Consider the following 17258-nt stretch of genomic DNA (forward strand, 5'->3'; position numbering starts at 1 on the left):
AGATGAGAACACAACACAAACTATCGTTGCATAGAGAGACACTTAAACATAGGAATAAAAAAAGAGCCAAGGTGACTGCGTCACCTGGCTCCTCGGTCCACCAACATCAAAAATTCATGAACCAATAAATATAAAAGATATGGCTAGTATAATTTACTTAATTAAATTGGTATTTAGTGATAAAATTAAAGTATTATCTATAAGAAGTTAAGAGGGAAAATATGAATTCAAATACATTATCAAAAAGACTCGATCGAGTCGCTCAATTCGTTGAAAAGCATGGAGACAATCCAATACGTTTAGCAGATATTGGAAGTGATCATGCTTATTTACCGTGTAATCTAGTATTAAACGATGCGATTGAATACGCCATCGCTGGAGAAGTTGTCCAAGGACCCTATCAGTCTGCTCAAAAAGAAGTGCGTCTACAAGGATTGAACGATTCCATTGATGTCCGTTTTGGAGACGGCTTTGATGTTGTTAATTTAAATGATTTAATTAACTTAGCGACGATATGCGGTATGGGGGGCATTTTGATTCGCAATATTCTTGAAGCAGGTGTGAATAAACTTGTATCAGGACATACATTAATTCTTCAACCAAATGTTGCTGAACCGCAACTCCGTTCGTGGTTAATCGAGAATCATTATCATATTATCGATGAGGATATTATCCAAGAACATAAACATAATTATGAAATAATTGTTGCTAGACATTTATCTGATGAAGAAAAGCAAGTATTAAATGACGAGGAATTATTATTTGGACCCATTAATTATCAAAAGCAGTCCAAAGAATTCTTTTCTAAATGGAAAAGTGAATTGGAAAGTACCGAGTATATTATTAATTCCATTAAACTTGCTACAAACGACAAGAATGATAAACTTGAAGAGTTGGAACAAAAATATCAACGCATTAAGGAAGTGTTAGAAAAATGAATAGGCAGTCGGTACGATTAAATGAATTAATGGATAACTTGAATAAATTATATCCAAGCGAATTGGCTGAAGAATGGGATCAAGTAGGACTTCATTTTGGATATAAAGATGCCAATGTTAGCAAAGTAATGACAACCTTAGATGTTAGACCTGAAGTCGTGGAAGAAGCTTTGGAACTTAGTGTGGATACGATTATTGTTCACCATCCGATACTTTTTAACCCAATCAAACGTTTCGATAATTCAACGGCTGATTTAAGAATGTATACTGACCTTATTAAAAATGACATCAATGTCTTTGTCTTACATACTAATTTAGATAAAGCATTGAATGGGATGAACGATTGGTTAGCTAATGCTTTAAAACTTAACGACATTAAAGAACTTGAGCCATCTGAAGACGGTTTAAGTGGCTTAGGGCGTGTGGGGAATTTGCCAGATACCTTTGTTCGTCAAGACTTAATTTCTTATATCAAAGATAAATTGAATGCGAACAATCTCACTTTAATAGAAAGAACACCAAAAGAGGCATATAATCGCGTCGCCATTGTTGGTGGGTCTTCCTTTGAATCACTATCAGCTGCTCTAGACGAGGAAGCGGATGTATTTATTACAGGTGACATTACTTTTCATAAAGGGCAAGACGCTTATGAATTTGATATACTTACCATTGATAGTGGTCATTACATTGAACACATATTCAAAGAGAAAATGGCTACAGTTATTAAAAACTTAGCTCAAGAGAATTTTTGGGATATTGAAGTCATTGAGAGCACTACAAACACAAATCCATTTATGTACGAATAGAAAGGTGATATTATGAGTATTTTTGAAAAAACAAAAGAGAGATTAATTAGATATGCCAAGATAGATACACGTTCAGATGTATTTAGTGAGACAATTCCTTCAACAGAGAAACAATTTGATTTATTAAATTTATTAGTTGAAGAATTAAAAGAGATTGGCTTAGATGAGGTAGAACTTAACCCAAATAATGCCTTTGTCACAGCAACATTACCAGCGAACACGTCAAAAGATGTCCCTTCAATTGGATTTATCGCGCACGTTGATACGGCAGATTTTAACTCTGTAAACGTGCAACCAAATGTGATTGAAAATTATAATGGACTTGCCATTACCTTAAATGCTGAAGAAGATATCGTCATGGATCCAGTTGATTTTCCAAACTTAAATAATTACATTGGAGAAACATTAATTACAACAGATGGAACGACCTTACTTGGTGCGGATGATAAAGCAGGGATTGCTGAAATTATAACAGCAGTTGAATATCTAGTGAACCATCCAGAAATTGAACACGGTAAAGTGCGTGTTGCATTTGGTCCAGATGAAGAGATTGGCCGTGGAGCAGATCACTTTGATGCCAAAGGCTTTGATGTTGATTTTGCTTATACTATGGACGGAGGTCCAGAAGGCGAATTAGAATATGAAAGTTTTAACGCGGCAGGCGCAACCGTTACAATAACTGGTAAAAACATTCACCCAGGTACTGCCAAAGGTAAGATGTTGAATGCAGTAACAGTTATGAACGAATTTATGAATGAATTCCCAGAACTTGAAGTACCAGAACACACAGAGGATCGAGAAGGTTTCTACCATATTTCTGACGTTGAAGGAACAGTGGATAAGGCTGTTCTAAGAATGATTATTCGTGATCATGATCGTAAATTATTCGAAGATCGTAAAGCATTCGTTCAATCAGCTGTGAACAAAATTAATGATAATTATCCATCTAAACCACTAGAACTTGAGATGGAAGATCAATATTACAATATGGGTGAAATTATTGAAAAAGATATGACGCCGGTTGATTTAGCCCAAAATGCTATGGAAACTTTAAATATCCAACCAAGAATTTATCCAATTCGTGGAGGAACTGATGGGTCTAAAATTAGTTTCATGGGAATACCTACACCTAATATCTTCGCAGGTGGCGAAAATATGCACGGTCGATTCGAGTATGTTTCAGTAGAAACAATGGAGAAAGCAGCTAATGTCATTATTAAAATTGTTGAATTAAACGCAAAATAATTTTAAGGGGTAATTAGATAATGAAGACATTGACCAAAGAATTCAAAGTGCAAGATGTTGTAACAGCAGCTTCTGTTGGTTCAGGTGGCTTAGAAGTTCTATCGTCACCGAGTATAATGGCTTGGATGGAAAATGTTTCTTATGAATTATGTCAAAATTACACTGACAATGACGAAACAACGGTTGGAATTGAGTTTTCTATGAAACACTTAGCGCCAACAGCCGTTGGGAAATTGGTTAGCATTACAGCTAAAATAACGGAACAAAATAAATCTATATTGACACTTTCACTTGAAGCTATGGTAGATGGGCAATTAATTGCTTCGGCTGATCATAAAAGAGCGAAAGTGAACAAAGAAAGATTTTTAGAAAAATTATAATAATTATTGAAGAAACGGAAATTATACCAGGCATTTTGGTTATATTTCCGTCTTTTCTTAGATAAAATGAGTTTAAAGCGACAGAATAGTTTATTGAAAGGAGTAAAGAATGGGATTACAAATTATAACTGGAGATCTCTCAGTAAATAAAAAACGCGTTATAATTGAAAAATTATTACATATTCTTGAAACCAATCCGAATGCAACGATTTATTATATTGTTCCTGACCATTTGAAGTTTGATATGGAGACTTTTGTCCTAAATACCATCGAAGAGGTCAAAGGGCAGGAAGAAGCAGCGATGATGTCATTACAAGTGGTTAGTTTCACGCGACTAGCATGGTTTATGATTCGACCTCAAAGTCCCAATCATCAAACAATTTCTGATGTTGGTTTAACGATGATTATTAGACAATTGCTTAGTGAATTAAAAGATGAACTCATTGTATTAAGAGGTCAAATTAACCATCAAGGTTTCATTGATAAGTTATTATCATTATTTAATGAGTTAATCGAAGGAAATATTACACCTGAAGATTTGTCACGCATAACGACTGATACACATAACGATGTTTCAGATATAAGTGAAGGTATACCTAATCTAGAACAACAAAAAATCGTCGAGATACAACTGATTTATACGAAATTTATTGAGAGAATTGACCTTTTAGATGTCTCACAATACAGCACTTTAGAGCAATTAGAAGCCTTTATTAAAAGTGAAGGACAATTAGATGACCATTACGCGATTATTGATCATTATTATTATTTTAATGCGCAACAGATGAGCCTTTTAATGCAGCTTTCAGCCTCTTTCAGTGATGTATGGCTCACATTGCCTATTACTCATTCATTAGCCAATAGCCAAGCGTTTCAGCCGATTCTGGATACAATTCGCTATACATACCATCAAGTAAAGGCGTTAGCACAGTTTAATCAAATTAAGGTGTCACCGGATTGGGACATTAATAAACCACTTCATACAATTGGAACTGATTTACTAATGACAGCGAAGCTATTTAAAGATATTCAAGAAATTGGGACGAGTATAGATGATGAGAAAACGAAGTACTTAAGCCCACCGATTGAAGTTTGGCAGGCGGATACCATTCAAACGGAGTTACGTCATGTAAGTAACCAAATTCACCATTTAGTAGCTACTGAGGGTTACCGATATCAAGACATTGTTGTTATGACACGTGAATTTGAAAGATATCAAGTGATAGCAAAACCGTATTTTGATGTGAACGATATACCTATTTTTATCGATAATGTTGCTAAGATGAATCAGCATCCTTTTGTTCTATTACTTGAGAGCTTATTGAATTTAAAACTTTATAATTGGAAATACGATGATGTGATGGGCTTCTTGAAGTCAGGTTTAATTATTCCTAAATTTCTAAAAGACACACCAATAGAGCAACAAGAGAAGATTAAAGACCAAGAAGTAAATTACTTTGAAAACATTATTTTAGCTAATGGTTATTTTGGTTACCGTTTAATTCAACCAAATTTTACCTGGCATTTTGAAGATGAATCCAAACTTGTTCAAGACGGTGATCGTACAACTCACTATACAATGAAAGAACTTGCTGAGAGATGGAGACAATGGATAATTTCTGACGTCAGCCAAGCCTTTAAAGCTTGGGAAAGTCCTATGACGGGCCAAAAGGCTGGAGCATGGCTCTATCAATTGATGCTTGATTTAGGCGTTCGTGATGAGTTTGTTAAACAACGCGATATTTCTATCGATACGGGTGAAGTAGAATCTTCTCGCCGGGATGAGCAAGTGTGGCAAGTATTCGTTGATCTATTAGATGAGTTTAATGAGATTTATCAGGACCAAACCATTTCATATGCTTTATTTGTTGAGTTATTAATCGCTGGTTTATGTGAATCAAGTTACCATATAATCCCTGCAACACTCGATCAAGTTACGTTAACGAGTGTCGAAAGTCCGCAGGTACAGCCATTTAAGATTGCTTTCTATATTGGTATGGACGACAAAACCTTACCGCTGAATCGACCAACCTATTCTTTATTAGATGAAGCATCTAGAGAGTTACTTCAAAAAGATTTACTCCCTCATCAATACTTAATGAAGCTTAACGAACAACAATATAGCCAAGAATTATTATTAGTGTACCAATTATTACTGAACGCTTCCGAACGAATTTATTTTAGCTATGCTACGAGTGTAAATAATCAAAGTATGCAATTAAGTCCATATATCATGCAAATAGTGAAACAATTGAAACTACCAAGTTACATATTTACGCACGATTTAGTTTCTGAATTGGAACATCTTCACCCAAGTACTTTTGGAAAATATAGTATGGAACAAAATTTATTACTTCAATTATCACATTACCTCACTCAAGATGAAGGTCTACTTAATAATCTGCATAAACAAGTATTTTTAGTTATGGATGACTATGATGGCGAAGAGAAAGAAACGCGTCAATCCATCGAAGCGATTGTTGAAGCAGTGGCGAAATTCAATGAATTACCAACTAATATCGCTCCAGAAATTGCGATTCAATTATTCGGTAAAGATATTAATGCTTCAGTTTCAAAAATTGAACAATATTTCCAAGATCCTTTTAGCCATTTCTTATTACATGGTTTAAAGATAAAAGAAAGAAAATTATTTGAACTTGATTATGCACGGTCTGGGGATTATTTCCATGACTTTTTAGATTCATTTACTAGACTATTAATTGATGAGAAATTAGATTTAAGACAAGTTGATATGAGCAATTTAAAGCAATTATTTAACCAAGTCAAAGGAAAATTAGAACAAGACGAACGATTTAATATTATGTTTAGTCATGCGAAGTTTAATGCGATTAAAACGCAAATGGACGAGCAACTGTTTCGTTTTATAAAATTTAGTCAAGCACAACAAAAACGAACGAAGATGACTTCAATTCAATCTGAAGCAGTATTTGGAATTTCACCATCCCCTGACCAATTAAAAGGATTCATTTACCCATTAAATAGTGGCGGACATCTAAGTATTAGCGGGAAGATTGACCGGGTTGATACAGCTAAAACTTCAAACAATACTTTTATACAAATTGTCGATTATAAATCAGGTAAAAAGGAATTTAATGTAGTTGATACGTATTATGGGCTCGATTTACAAGTATTAACTTATTTAAGCGTTGCTTTAAGCAATTACTCAGATACAAAGGCTTTCGGTGCATTTTACCAACCATTAATTCACTCCTACACAGCTTTTAAAGAGGCATCGCTGCCAGAATCTTTAGAAGCTATGGAAGAGTTACAATTATCTGAGAATACCTTTAATGGTTTTGTCAGTGTTGATGAAGAACAATTAACCTATATTGATTCAAGTATAGAAGTAACGAATAATAGTCTTATTTATCCTGTGAAGTTTAAAAAAGGTGGACTTTACAATGCCTACAGTCGAGTATTTACGGAAGAAGAGTTAGATATCCTCTTAAAATACGTCCACATGAAATTTAAACAAGCAGCGAATCAAATTCAAAATGGTGCGATTGAATTAAAACCATTCAAAGAAAATCAATACACGACATCATTACAACCGGAATACCGGGTAATAAGTGGGTTTGATTCAACTGAAAATTATCAGGCATACCGTGAAAAGACAATTAATAAAAAGAATATCATACAAGAAATGTTATTAGAATTGGACGAAAGTGGGGAAGATGAAGAAGATGATGAATAAGATAGAACCTAAACCGCTTAATTCGAATTTTAACGATGAACAATGGGAAGCAATCCAACATAAGGGAAGTAATATCCTTGTTTCAGCTTCCGCCGGTTCAGGAAAAACGACAGTATTAATTGAACGGATTTTTAATCATATATTGCAAGGATTTGCGAATGTTGATGAACTTTTAGTCGTTACCTTTACCGAAGCTGCAGCGAATGAAATGAAAGAAAGAATGGAGAGCAGATTAAAAGACGCAGTGAACGAAACACTGAATCCTGAGGAACAAAGACGATTAACACACCAATTATCTCTTTTACCTAAGGCAAATATTCAAACACTGCATTCATTCTGTCTAGAAATCATCCAAAATTTCTTTTATTTAATCGATTTTAACCCTAATTTCTCTTTAGTGACGGATCAGACGCAAGTACAGTTAATTTATCAAGATGTCTGGGATGACATGATTGTTTCAATCCATGATTCAAATTCTGAAATTGAAGATATTTCGCCTGAAATTTACCAATCACTTTTAGCGCGATACGGAAGTGTGCGTTCCGATGAAGCATTATTTGATACGATCATCGATATTTATAAATTTGCCCGCTCACAAACGAATCCAACTTTATGGTTAGAAGATGCAAATAACGCAAGTGCTAACTTTGAAGCATTTAAAGATAGTTTATTATATAAACAAACAATTAAATTTGTGCTTGAAACCAATAGCCTACAAGCCATTAAATTACTAGAAACAGCGACAAATTTACTGCATTCACTTTCTGACGAGGGCGTTTCTAAGTATGAGCCAATCATTCAAGAAGACTTACAACAAGCAAATTTTTTATTTGAATTGTCGAGAGAAGATAAACTTGAGGATTTATTCTCACAAGCGAGTTCAATTCAATTTGGCAAATGGAAAGCAAATAAGAAATCTTCCGAAGACTATGAAATAGTGGCTGAACTCAAAGAATTACGAGATGAAGCAAAAGACATTATCACTAAAAATATAGTGCCAATCTTTACTTATGAATATAAGTTAACTGAAAAAGTGGAACAAGAGCAGGGAAACATTATTTATTCCTTATCTCAATTAGCTAAACTATTTATGGACCGATTAGCTGAACATAAAACATCAATAAATATGATTGATTATAATGATTTAGAACATCTCGCCTTAGATATTTTAGCGCCATTAAACCAAGAAAATGAACAAAGACAAGTCAGTTCAGCTGCAATGTTTTATCATGATAAATTTAAAGAAATAATGATTGATGAGTACCAAGATATTAATGATATCCAAAATGACATTTTATACTTTTTATCACATGAGACACGAACTGAATTAAACGATAACTTATTTATGGTAGGGGACGTAAAGCAATCGATTTATGGTTTTAGAATGGCAGAGCCGAGTTTATTTTTAAATCGGTATTTAAACTATGCAAATTCTAGCGAAGATAAGCTCATTATCTTAGATAAAAATTACCGTTCAAGAGATGAAATACTGCAATTTACAAACTTCGTATTTGAGCGGGTGATGGATTCAGAATTTGGTGAGATGAATTATGGAAAAGCAGAATCACTTACAACTGGGAATAAATCTTTTGAACCAGCAGCGCCACATGAAGACTTTAATATTCAACTACTCTTATATGAAAAAGAAAATCAAGAGAGTGAAGAAATCGATGAGGCAGTCAGTGATGAGATTGCATTAGCAGATACTTCATTAGAAGCTGAAAGCCATATTATCGCTCAAGATATTCGAAATAAAGTAGCAGAAGGTTACTTAGTCTATGATAAGAAGTTGAAAAAACAAAGACCCGTAACATTCTCGGATTTTGTTATTCTTACGCCAACACGAAAGCCTTTCTTAATTGCACAACGAATCTTAGAAAGTTATGATGTACCGATTTATGCTCAAAAAGTTGAGAATTATTTTCAAAGACAAGAAGTTCAATTAATGTTAGCGTTATTAAAACTAATCGACAATCCTTTACAAGATATCCCATTAGTTGCGATATTACGATCATATTTTGTTCAATTAGATGATGAAGCCCTAAGTAAGATTAGGATTCATTCTCCCAATGGCTTGTTCTATGAAGCAGTCATTGCTTACTTAAATGACCCAGAAATCCAAGAGAGTAATAAAGATATCCATCAGAAATTGAGTAACTTCTTCAAGCAATTGACACATTGGAACGCCTTGTCAAAACGCATTTCCTTAGTGGATTTAATTTGGACGATTTACCAAGAAACATCTTTCCTAGATTATGTAGCAGGTTTAAATAACGGAGTCCAACGCGAGGCGAACTTACATGCCTTGTATGAGAAAGCATTGGAATTTGAGCAAAGCCAATACAAAGGCGTCTTTGGCTTTATTCGCTACATTGAGAAAGTAATGCAACAACAAAATGACTTAGCAGAGCCAGTTTTACTCGATGGGGAACAAAATTTTGTGAGACTGATGACTGTACATGCTAGTAAAGGTTTAGAGTTTCCAATTGTATATCTAATGGATACAGCTAAAAAATTCAATTTACAAGACGTAAGGTCGAAATCATACATCGCTTCAAAACACTTTGGGATTAGTTCTGATTACTATGACTTTGAAAACCGTATTAAATTTGACTCCTTTACAAAACAAGCATTTAAGATTGAAAAGGAAAATATGTTAAAAGCGGAAGAAATGCGTAAATTATACGTAGCCTTAACGAGATGTGAGCAAAAGCTCATGATTGTTGGAACGATTAAAAATGAAGAAGAGTGGCATACTAAACAAGAAGCGACGCAAGATAAAAGTAATCATGAGACATTAATGGTTCCTTTACAGGAGCGCCAAAGTGCTTCAAGTTGGTTAGATTGGATTAGACAAGCCATCGCTAAAGGTCAAACTGATTCCGGTTTAGCTGAATTTAATCTATCGCAAATCAATATTGAGTTTATCGATTTACAAAGCATTGCAGATTTACAAATTCAATATCAAATACCAGTAAATTACTCAAAGAAACCCAATTTAGCTAAGCAAATTGGACGTCTTGATGTCAATGATTTAAGTGATCAAAGCGTCTATAATCATATGAATCAGTTATTTAATTATAACTACACATATGAATTAGCGACGAATACCTCAAGTTATCAATCTGTATCTGAATTGAAACGCTTATACGAAGAACCGCGTATCGATAAAATTGCTTATTTCGAAGACCGTAGTGGTAACTCGAACGAAAGCCAAAATGTTGAAGAACACGAAAGCTCTTCGTCTATTCAAGGAATTCGCTATACTGAAGATACGTTTGAACCACCTAAATTCATAGATAACTTAGAAACCAAACCAAATTATGCTGAAATAGGGAGCGCAACACACTTCTTATTACAACAGTTAGACTTTTCGATTTTGGGAGAGAAAAATCAAACGCAATTAAAAGAAATATTAATTAAAACTAGCCAATCTCTCGTTGAAACGAAACACATTAGTAAACAATTGGCCGAATTAATCAACTATGATAGTGTCATCACTTTTATTCAAAGTGAATTAGGACAGTTAACGATTGAACATGCAGATCGAGTTAAAAAGGAACAAGCATTTTCTTATTTAACTCCAGCATTAAAATTATTTGAAAATAATATTGCAGCAGAGAACATGAAAGAATTGTCTGAAGATCAGTTGCTAATTCATGGGGTTATCGATAACTTTATTGAATTTGATGAAGATATCGTCATCTATGACTACAAAACGGATCGCTATAAACCTTATGCCAATATGACAAAAGAAAAACAAATTGAACAAATTGTAAATAAATATCGTTTCCAAATTAGTTTGTATTCAAAAGCACTGACAATTGCTTACAACAAACCAATTAGGCAAGCATATATAGTACTATTGGATTTTGGGGTATCCATTCCAATCGATACAATGTATCAACTTTAAGAATATAAAAAGAGCTCGACTAGCAAAACTAGTCGAGCTCTTTTATCTTTATTCAGTTACTTGTGCCGTCTCTACATCAGGAGCATAATCAACACCCGTTGTATATTCACCAGCTGCATTCCAAAGTAAATACTCATGAATGCCGTTTTCAGCTAAGGCATTAATTTGTCCTTGAACTTCAGTTGGACCGTACTCCATGAACATCGTAAAGTCCTGTAACCAAGGTCTTGAGACAATATTATTTTGAACTGGACCTAACACATATAATTCTTCTTGAATGTAAGTATTAGTAAATTCATAAGGGTAATAGTCTGGTACATCAAATCCAAAGAATCCAGAAGTCCAGTGAGAAGGGTAAATCATAGAAGATACCACATCTACTCGTTCAGCCATTTGAGTAAAGTTTTGACCAATACCACGAACGTCTGGAGCATCTCCAGCAACCGCTGTGTATCCGAAGATATCAGCACTAATTTCAACACCATAAGGCGTAAGTCGGTTATCGGCATAAGTTAAAAAGTCATTAATTGCGGCGACACGCTCGTAGCCTTGTTCATCGGGATTATCTGATTCGAATACCGAATATTCTCCCACTTCATATTCTAATTGAGTATGGAAAGTTTCAAAACCTTCAGGGAACCGAATATAGTCAAATTGAATATCTTTGAAGCCCATTTTAGCAGCTTCTTCAGCAATCGTAAGGACATAATCCCAAGCATCTTGACTGAACGGGTTAATGAACTTAGAACCATTCCCATCTGACCAAATTTCACCTGTGGCAGAATCTTTAAATGATAAGTCTGGACGCGCCTCGGCTAATAGATTATCTTTAAAAGTTGTGATACGAGCAATTGGATAAATTTCATTCTCTTCTAGGACACGTAAGACTTCAGCGTAGTCTACAGATCCTATTACGTTTTGTTGAACATACTCATTGTCAGTTTCAATAGGTGGAATGACGTTACCCCAATCATCTTTGAAGTCAATCACTACAGCATTTAATTCTGTTTCATTGATGTAATCGATAATGTAGTTAAAGTATTCTTCATTGGCAACATTCTCAGCCGTTAAGTAAACTCCCTTAACTCCGTCTTCAGGATAAGGAATAGAAATTCCACTATCATAGAAAAGGGCAGAAGGTAATTGTTCGGGTTGAGATAACAATGGCTCATCAGGTATAACTAAACCTTCATAGCGGTTCGTATCATTTGTAGCCACTCGGTTATTGAATTCAGTGATTGTCTCACTGTCATACTTTGGAGTTACTTCTGGCAGTGTAAAATACTGCGGTTCTTCTTGTTCAGCATTATTTGACTGCTGACAACTGGCCAAGACGAATACTGAAAGCAATAGCAAGGCAAATACTTTAGTATAAGAGTTGACTTTTTTGTTTTTTAAGTTGGACATATTAAAAACTCCTCTTGTCTTTATTACAAATTTCTAATTCGATTCTTGTAAATTAGCTAAATATACTTTAAAATTAATTAATTGCGCATTGATAGGTTCAAAGTACCCTAAGATACGCTCTAAATTAATTTGATTGGTTGTATGTAACTTTGACACACTATCAAATACAGCAAAGAAAGATGAGTAATCTGTTTCTGGATTTGCAATCGATTTGTATACGATTGATTCCGTTTCAATGGTATCTCGATAATCAGATATGTAAGTAACGATTTCTTGAGACAATTCCTGTAACTGAGTAATTTGATTTGTCACTTGTTCAGTTGGAAGCGGACTATTATCAGCTTGATTAGAAAATTCCTCAATCATTGTATCCAATTCACCACGAACTTCTTCTAATTTAGTCAAGTGTTCTTTACGGCGTCGAATATTTTGTTGGATGGGTGAATCATCACTAGCAAAATAAGTAAGATCATCTCCAGCGTTAGCAATGGTACTTTCAAATTCTGCTTGTAGGTTTCCTTCAGCAAGTTGTATTTCTGTTAACTCATTAACAATACTTGTAACGTTCTCCTGAACGAGACTGACTGTTTTTTCAGCTCTTTCTACTGAGTTATCACAACCAGCAATAAATAGTGTTGTTATTAAGAGTATTACAATTTTATTCAAATGTTTCATAGACACTCCTTAAAAATGATTTAAATTGTTTAAAAAATAATAAATTTAATTTTTACTTAGATTAGTATATAATAACACTATTAGCAATTCAAATATTATTAAATATTTAGAACCTAAAGGCAAGGAGTATCTATGTTTTTATCTTTTTTCGTTGCAATATTATTAATTGTTTTTGACCAAATTGTCAAGTTTTTGACGGTAACAAACTTACAAGTAGGGGAATCAGCTGAAGGAATTGCCAATGTTCTCGATTTTTTCTATTTACGTAATGATGGTGCTGGCTGGGGCTTGTTCTCGGGTCGAGTGAATTTCTTTTTAATTATTACCGTGTTGGCTGCTGCTTATATTATTTATTTGATCTTCAAGAATCGTGACCATCATTTTATAACTCGTTTAAGTTACGGTTTAATTCTTGGTGGAGCTGTTGGTAATTTTATCGATCGAATTCGTTTAGGTTACGTAATCGATATGGTTAGACTCAAGTTTATAGATTTTCCGATTTTCAATGTAGCGGATGCTGCACTGACAATCGGAGTCGTATTGCTTATTATCGTAATATTATTTTTTGAAAATACAGAGGATGTTTTATAATGACAAAAATTAAAGAAACAAAAAAATTTGAATTAGAAGGCGAAGTAGGTCGTTTAGATAAAGTATTAGTAGACTTATTATCTGAAGAAACTTACAGCCGTTCTACCATTCAAAAATTATTAAAAAATCAGCACATTACTGTTGATGGCGTGCATCAAAAAGCAAATTACAAATTAAATGGGAGTGAAGTAATTAACGTTGAAATTCCTGAAGAAGAACAAATGGCTATCTTACCAGAAGATATTCCATTAGATATTATTTATGAAGATGAAGATGTTTTAGTTATTAATAAACCCATTGATATGGTTGTTCATCCATCAAAAGGGCATCAAAGTGGAACTTTAGTGAATGCTCTAGTGCATTACTTAGATGATAATTTATCTAATAATGAAGATACTATCCGTCCAGGGATAGTTCATAGAATTGATAAAGATACATCAGGTTTAATCGTTATAGCCAAAAACAATCTTGCCCATCAAAAACTTAGTGAACAATTAGAAGATCACTCGATGGGACGGACATATGTTGCTTTGGTCAATGAAGTGATTGAAACACCTACAGGTATCATAGAAGCGCCGATTAATCGTGACCCAAGTAATCGAATTAAATTTACGACGAATCATGCAGGTAGATACGCACTGACTCATTTTGAAGTATTAGAAACTTTTGCGCATAATACACTCGTTAAAGTTGAGTTAAAAACGGGACGGACGCATCAAATTCGTGTGCATTTAGAATTCATCGGCCACCCAATTGTAGGTGATCCTTTATATCGCCAAGGCGTGGGCCAAATGAAAGGACAACTCGCTCGTCTTGATGATGGTCAGTTTTTACATGCTCAATCGCTTCATTTTATACATCCAACAACTGGGGAAGAAATGAATTTCGAAACAGACTTACCAGAACGCTTTGAAGAAGTTTTAAGAACTTTACGTTAAATTAGGCATTGTATTTATATTTTATCTCAAAATATGATAAAATTAGTTATATTGCCATAACAAGGGGGTATTAATGTGTCAATCAATGATAAAATTCTCGATAAAATACGTAATTTGTTATCACTTGCTGAAGACGGTGGTAATGACGAGGAGAGTCAAACAGCCTTATTAATGGCCCAAAAATTAATGCTTAAATATAAAATTTCTCAAGATGAGTTAAATGAAGGTGGAAAGCAAGAGATTATTATCAAATCCCTTTCTGTATATAAGCGATTATATTGGTGGGAGAAAGTGTTAGTTAAGATCATTTCTGAAAACTTCAGAGTGATGTTTTATGTGCAGAGTAACCGACTGCCTCATCAAAAGAGCGTGCAAAGAAAGGTTGTTCTAATGGGTTATCCAGAAGATATTGAATTGGCTTACGAAGTATTTTACTTAGCTGCAGAATCAATGAAGCATTATGCAGGAATTCATATTAAAGATAATAATGAGGATTCTACACTTGCTCAAGCTCAAATTCGAAAAGCCTACTATCAAGGGTTTATGGATGGTTTAGACCATAAATTTGCCAAGCAAAGAGAAGAGATGGCAGATGATAATGAGAAGTTTGCTTTAATTATCAAAACTCCTCAAGATGTTGTAGATAAGTTTAATCAAGAAATTAATGGTTCTTTAGCCTTTAAACAACCTGATTTAAGTCGAAATAGCCATGCCTATCATGATGGTTATGACAGAGGACAAAATGTGTCATTAACGAACAAATACTTAGACCAATAATTTATTATCACTACTTTCAAGAGAATGTATAGATGAGTTATTTAAAGCACTGCAATTTTTGTAGTGTTTTTTGTATTTCTATAAAATTTTATACCTATAAATATATATGTAGTAATAATAAAGGGTAACGTTTTCAAATATCGATGAATATTGTTATAATCACATTAACAATAATATATTATGAGGTGAACAAATGACATACTCAAGTATTAAAGAACAAACTCAAATTTATGATGATTTAACAGAATTATACCAACAAATAAAAGCTGAATCTGAAACTGAATTTAAAGCCATTGATAAATATATCGAACGAAACGAATTTCGTGAAAGTGCTAGGAATTTGTTTGCTTATCTTGCTTTAAGAAGACGAGATATCCGATCATTACAAGCAGATTTATCTTCATGGGGTCTATCAAGTTTAGGTAGATTAGAGTCTAGAACGTTATTTACTTTAGAGTCTGTTATTAGACGTTTAGGAAATACAATTGGCAAAGATATGGAGATTGAAGAACCTGAATCAAAACAATCAACAGCTGGAAGAAACAGACTTGCTCAGAATACACAATTGTTTTTTGGAGATGCGCCAAGAGAAAGAAATACACGCATTATGGTGACAATGCCTACAGAAGCATCTGAAGACAAGGTGCTTTTGAAAGAATTAATTGAGAGTGGGATGAATGTTGCTAGAATTAATGCAGCGCATGACAATGAAGATACTTGGAGTGCCATGATAGACAATATTCATGAAGTAGCCGAAGAATTAGATAAAAAAGTAAAAATATTAATCGACATTGCCGGTCCTAAAATTAGAACAGATTGGGTCTTTACAAAATTTAAGAAACCCAAAGTAAAAGCAGGTGATTTAGTTCGTATGACTAAAGATTATGTAAATTTACCAGCTCTTGATGACGATATTAAAGTGACTATCGGTTGCAGTATACCTCAAATTTTTGAGCAATTATCAATTGATGATCTGATTTTGATTGATGATGGGTCCATTGAGCTTGAAGTGAAAAAGATTGGGGAGTCAGAAGCTTTACTACTAGTAAAGAGAGTCAGAGGTGGCTCTGTTAGAATAAAGGCTGAGAAAGGCCTTAATTTCCCTAAAACAGAGTTTGATATCGATGTCCTAACTGATGAAGACCGAAAAGCGATTCACTTTGCCGTTGAACATGCGGATATGATTGGTTGTTCATTCATTCGAACTACGGATGATATTGAAGAAATTCAAGCAGAAATTGAAAAAACGAATCGACCATTGAATGATATCCCATTAACTTTAAAAATTGAAACAGTTCAAGCAATGAATAATTTACCAGAAGTGATTCTAAAAGCTGGAAGTCGAAATCCAGTATCTGTCATGATTGCCCGCGGAGATTTAGCGGTAGAAAGTGGTTATGTGAGACTTGCTGAATTACAACAAGAAATCTTATGGATTTGTGAGGCAAGTGACACCCCTGTGATTTGGGGGACAGAAGTACTCGCTTCAATGTTAGATGAAGGAATCCCTTCAAGAGCAGAAATGACAGATGCCGCTGAAGGAAGTCGTTCTGAGTGTGTTATGTTAAATAAAGGTTCTTATATGTCAGATACAGTTCAGATGCTCAATGACATCTTAATTAAAATGGAAGAACACCAATATAAGAAAACACCTACACTAAGATCATTAAATGTCGCAAAGATTAAATTACCATAATAGATTTACTAAATATTAACGGAAATTTATAATACCTGAATAATTCATACCTCTATAATTTAAGCTGGTTTCTTGAATAAATTAATCGTTCTTGGAAAAATTGGGAATTTTTCTACAAAATAGTGCGTTCTCGAAGTAGATTTTAACTAAATGAACCTTCTTACGATTCTCTTGTTT

At 34.0% G+C, this 17258-nt stretch carries 12 protein-coding genes; 10 read left to right on the forward strand and 2 right to left on the reverse strand.

The genetic code is table 11. From position 1 onward, the window contains the following. The first annotated feature begins 221 nt into the window (after positions 1–221). The 6 genes from ACEN4N_RS09445 (at position 222) to addA (ending at position 10997) form a co-directional block, all read left to right on the forward strand. Positions 222–938 carry a tRNA (adenine(22)-N(1))-methyltransferase gene (locus tag ACEN4N_RS09445; RefSeq protein WP_407090664.1) on the forward strand — a complete coding sequence of 239 codons (717 nt, stop codon included), beginning with the start codon at positions 222–224 and terminating at the stop codon, positions 936–938. Further along, complete coding sequence (locus tag ACEN4N_RS09450) at positions 935–1744, forward strand: Nif3-like dinuclear metal center hexameric protein (protein ID WP_407094129.1); 810 nt, start codon at positions 935–937, stop codon at positions 1742–1744. The genes ACEN4N_RS09445 and ACEN4N_RS09450 overlap by 4 nt, the downstream gene beginning before the upstream one ends. 12 nt (positions 1745–1756) lie before the next feature. Continuing rightward, on the forward strand, positions 1757–2989 hold the full coding sequence (pepT, locus tag ACEN4N_RS09455) for a peptidase T (RefSeq protein WP_407090662.1): 1233 nt from the start codon (positions 1757–1759) through the stop codon (positions 2987–2989). A 20-nt stretch (positions 2990–3009) separates the two neighbouring features. Continuing rightward, positions 3010–3369 (forward strand): thioesterase family protein, encoded by a 360-nt coding sequence (locus tag ACEN4N_RS09460; RefSeq protein ID WP_138404999.1) that lies wholly within the window; start codon positions 3010–3012, stop codon positions 3367–3369. Between the two features lie 109 nt (positions 3370–3478). Next, positions 3479–7084, forward strand: a complete 3606-nt coding sequence (locus tag ACEN4N_RS09465; protein ID WP_407094130.1) for a PD-(D/E)XK nuclease family protein — start codon at positions 3479–3481, stop codon at positions 7082–7084. Next, on the forward strand, positions 7065–10997 hold the full coding sequence (gene addA, locus ACEN4N_RS09470) for a helicase-exonuclease AddAB subunit AddA (protein ID WP_407090660.1): 3933 nt from the start codon (positions 7065–7067) through the stop codon (positions 10995–10997). The genes ACEN4N_RS09465 and addA overlap by 20 nt, the downstream gene beginning before the upstream one ends. Before the next feature lie 48 nt (positions 10998–11045). Here the strand turns inward: addA and ACEN4N_RS09475 are convergent, their stop codons facing one another. Then, on the reverse strand, positions 11046–12404 hold the full coding sequence (locus tag ACEN4N_RS09475; RefSeq protein WP_407090659.1) for a putative glycoside hydrolase: 1359 nt from the start codon (positions 12402–12404) through the stop codon (positions 11046–11048). Between the two features lie 33 nt (positions 12405–12437). Beyond that, on the reverse strand, positions 12438–13070 hold the full coding sequence (locus tag ACEN4N_RS09480; RefSeq protein WP_407094131.1) for a YkyA family protein: 633 nt from the start codon (positions 13068–13070) through the stop codon (positions 12438–12440). 141 nt (positions 13071–13211) lie between these two features. Between ACEN4N_RS09480 and lspA the strand changes: the two genes are divergently transcribed. The 4 genes from lspA (at position 13212) to ACEN4N_RS09500 (ending at position 17081) form a co-directional block, all read left to right on the forward strand. After that, a complete protein-coding gene (lspA, locus tag ACEN4N_RS09485; RefSeq protein WP_407090657.1) occupies positions 13212–13670 on the forward strand; it encodes a signal peptidase II in 459 nt (152 codons plus the stop codon). Then, complete coding sequence (locus ACEN4N_RS09490) at positions 13670–14608, forward strand: RluA family pseudouridine synthase (protein ID WP_407090656.1); 939 nt, start codon at positions 13670–13672, stop codon at positions 14606–14608. Before lspA ends, ACEN4N_RS09490 begins: the two co-directional genes overlap by 1 nt. Before the next feature lie 75 nt (positions 14609–14683). Beyond that, on the forward strand, positions 14684–15385 hold the full coding sequence (locus ACEN4N_RS09495; RefSeq protein WP_407094132.1) for a DUF2786 domain-containing protein: 702 nt from the start codon (positions 14684–14686) through the stop codon (positions 15383–15385). A 193-nt stretch (positions 15386–15578) separates the two neighbouring features. Then, a complete protein-coding gene (locus ACEN4N_RS09500) occupies positions 15579–17081 on the forward strand; it encodes a pyruvate kinase (RefSeq protein ID WP_407094133.1) in 1503 nt (500 codons plus the stop codon). Positions 17082–17258 lie beyond the last annotated feature (177 nt).

Origin of the sequence: Ruoffia sp. FAM 20857 (assembly GCF_045528645.1) — a bacterium.
Lineage (GTDB): Bacteria > Bacillota > Bacilli > Lactobacillales > Aerococcaceae > Ruoffia > Ruoffia halotolerans.

Excerpts from the sequence above, each read along its gene's own strand:
- ACEN4N_RS09475 (WP_407090659.1), bottom strand. The coding sequence starts at position 12,404 with ATGTCCAACTTAAAAAACAAAAAAGTCAACTCTTATACTAAAGTATTT.
- ACEN4N_RS09445 (WP_407090664.1), top strand. The coding sequence starts at position 222 with ATGAATTCAAATACATTATCAAAAAGACTCGATCGAGTCGCTCAATTC.
- ACEN4N_RS09450 (WP_407094129.1), top strand. The coding sequence starts at position 935 with ATGAATAGGCAGTCGGTACGATTAAATGAATTAATGGATAACTTGAAT.
- ACEN4N_RS09490 (WP_407090656.1), top strand. The coding sequence starts at position 13,670 with ATGACAAAAATTAAAGAAACAAAAAAATTTGAATTAGAAGGCGAAGTA.
- lspA (WP_407090657.1), top strand. The coding sequence starts at position 13,212 with ATGTTTTTATCTTTTTTCGTTGCAATATTATTAATTGTTTTTGACCAA.
- addA (WP_407090660.1), top strand. The coding sequence starts at position 7,065 with ATGAAGAAGATGATGAATAAGATAGAACCTAAACCGCTTAATTCGAAT.
- ACEN4N_RS09460 (WP_138404999.1), top strand. The coding sequence starts at position 3,010 with ATGAAGACATTGACCAAAGAATTCAAAGTGCAAGATGTTGTAACAGCA.
- ACEN4N_RS09500 (WP_407094133.1), top strand. The coding sequence starts at position 15,579 with ATGACATACTCAAGTATTAAAGAACAAACTCAAATTTATGATGATTTA.
- ACEN4N_RS09465 (WP_407094130.1), top strand. The coding sequence starts at position 3,479 with ATGGGATTACAAATTATAACTGGAGATCTCTCAGTAAATAAAAAACGC.
- pepT (WP_407090662.1), top strand. The coding sequence starts at position 1,757 with ATGAGTATTTTTGAAAAAACAAAAGAGAGATTAATTAGATATGCCAAG.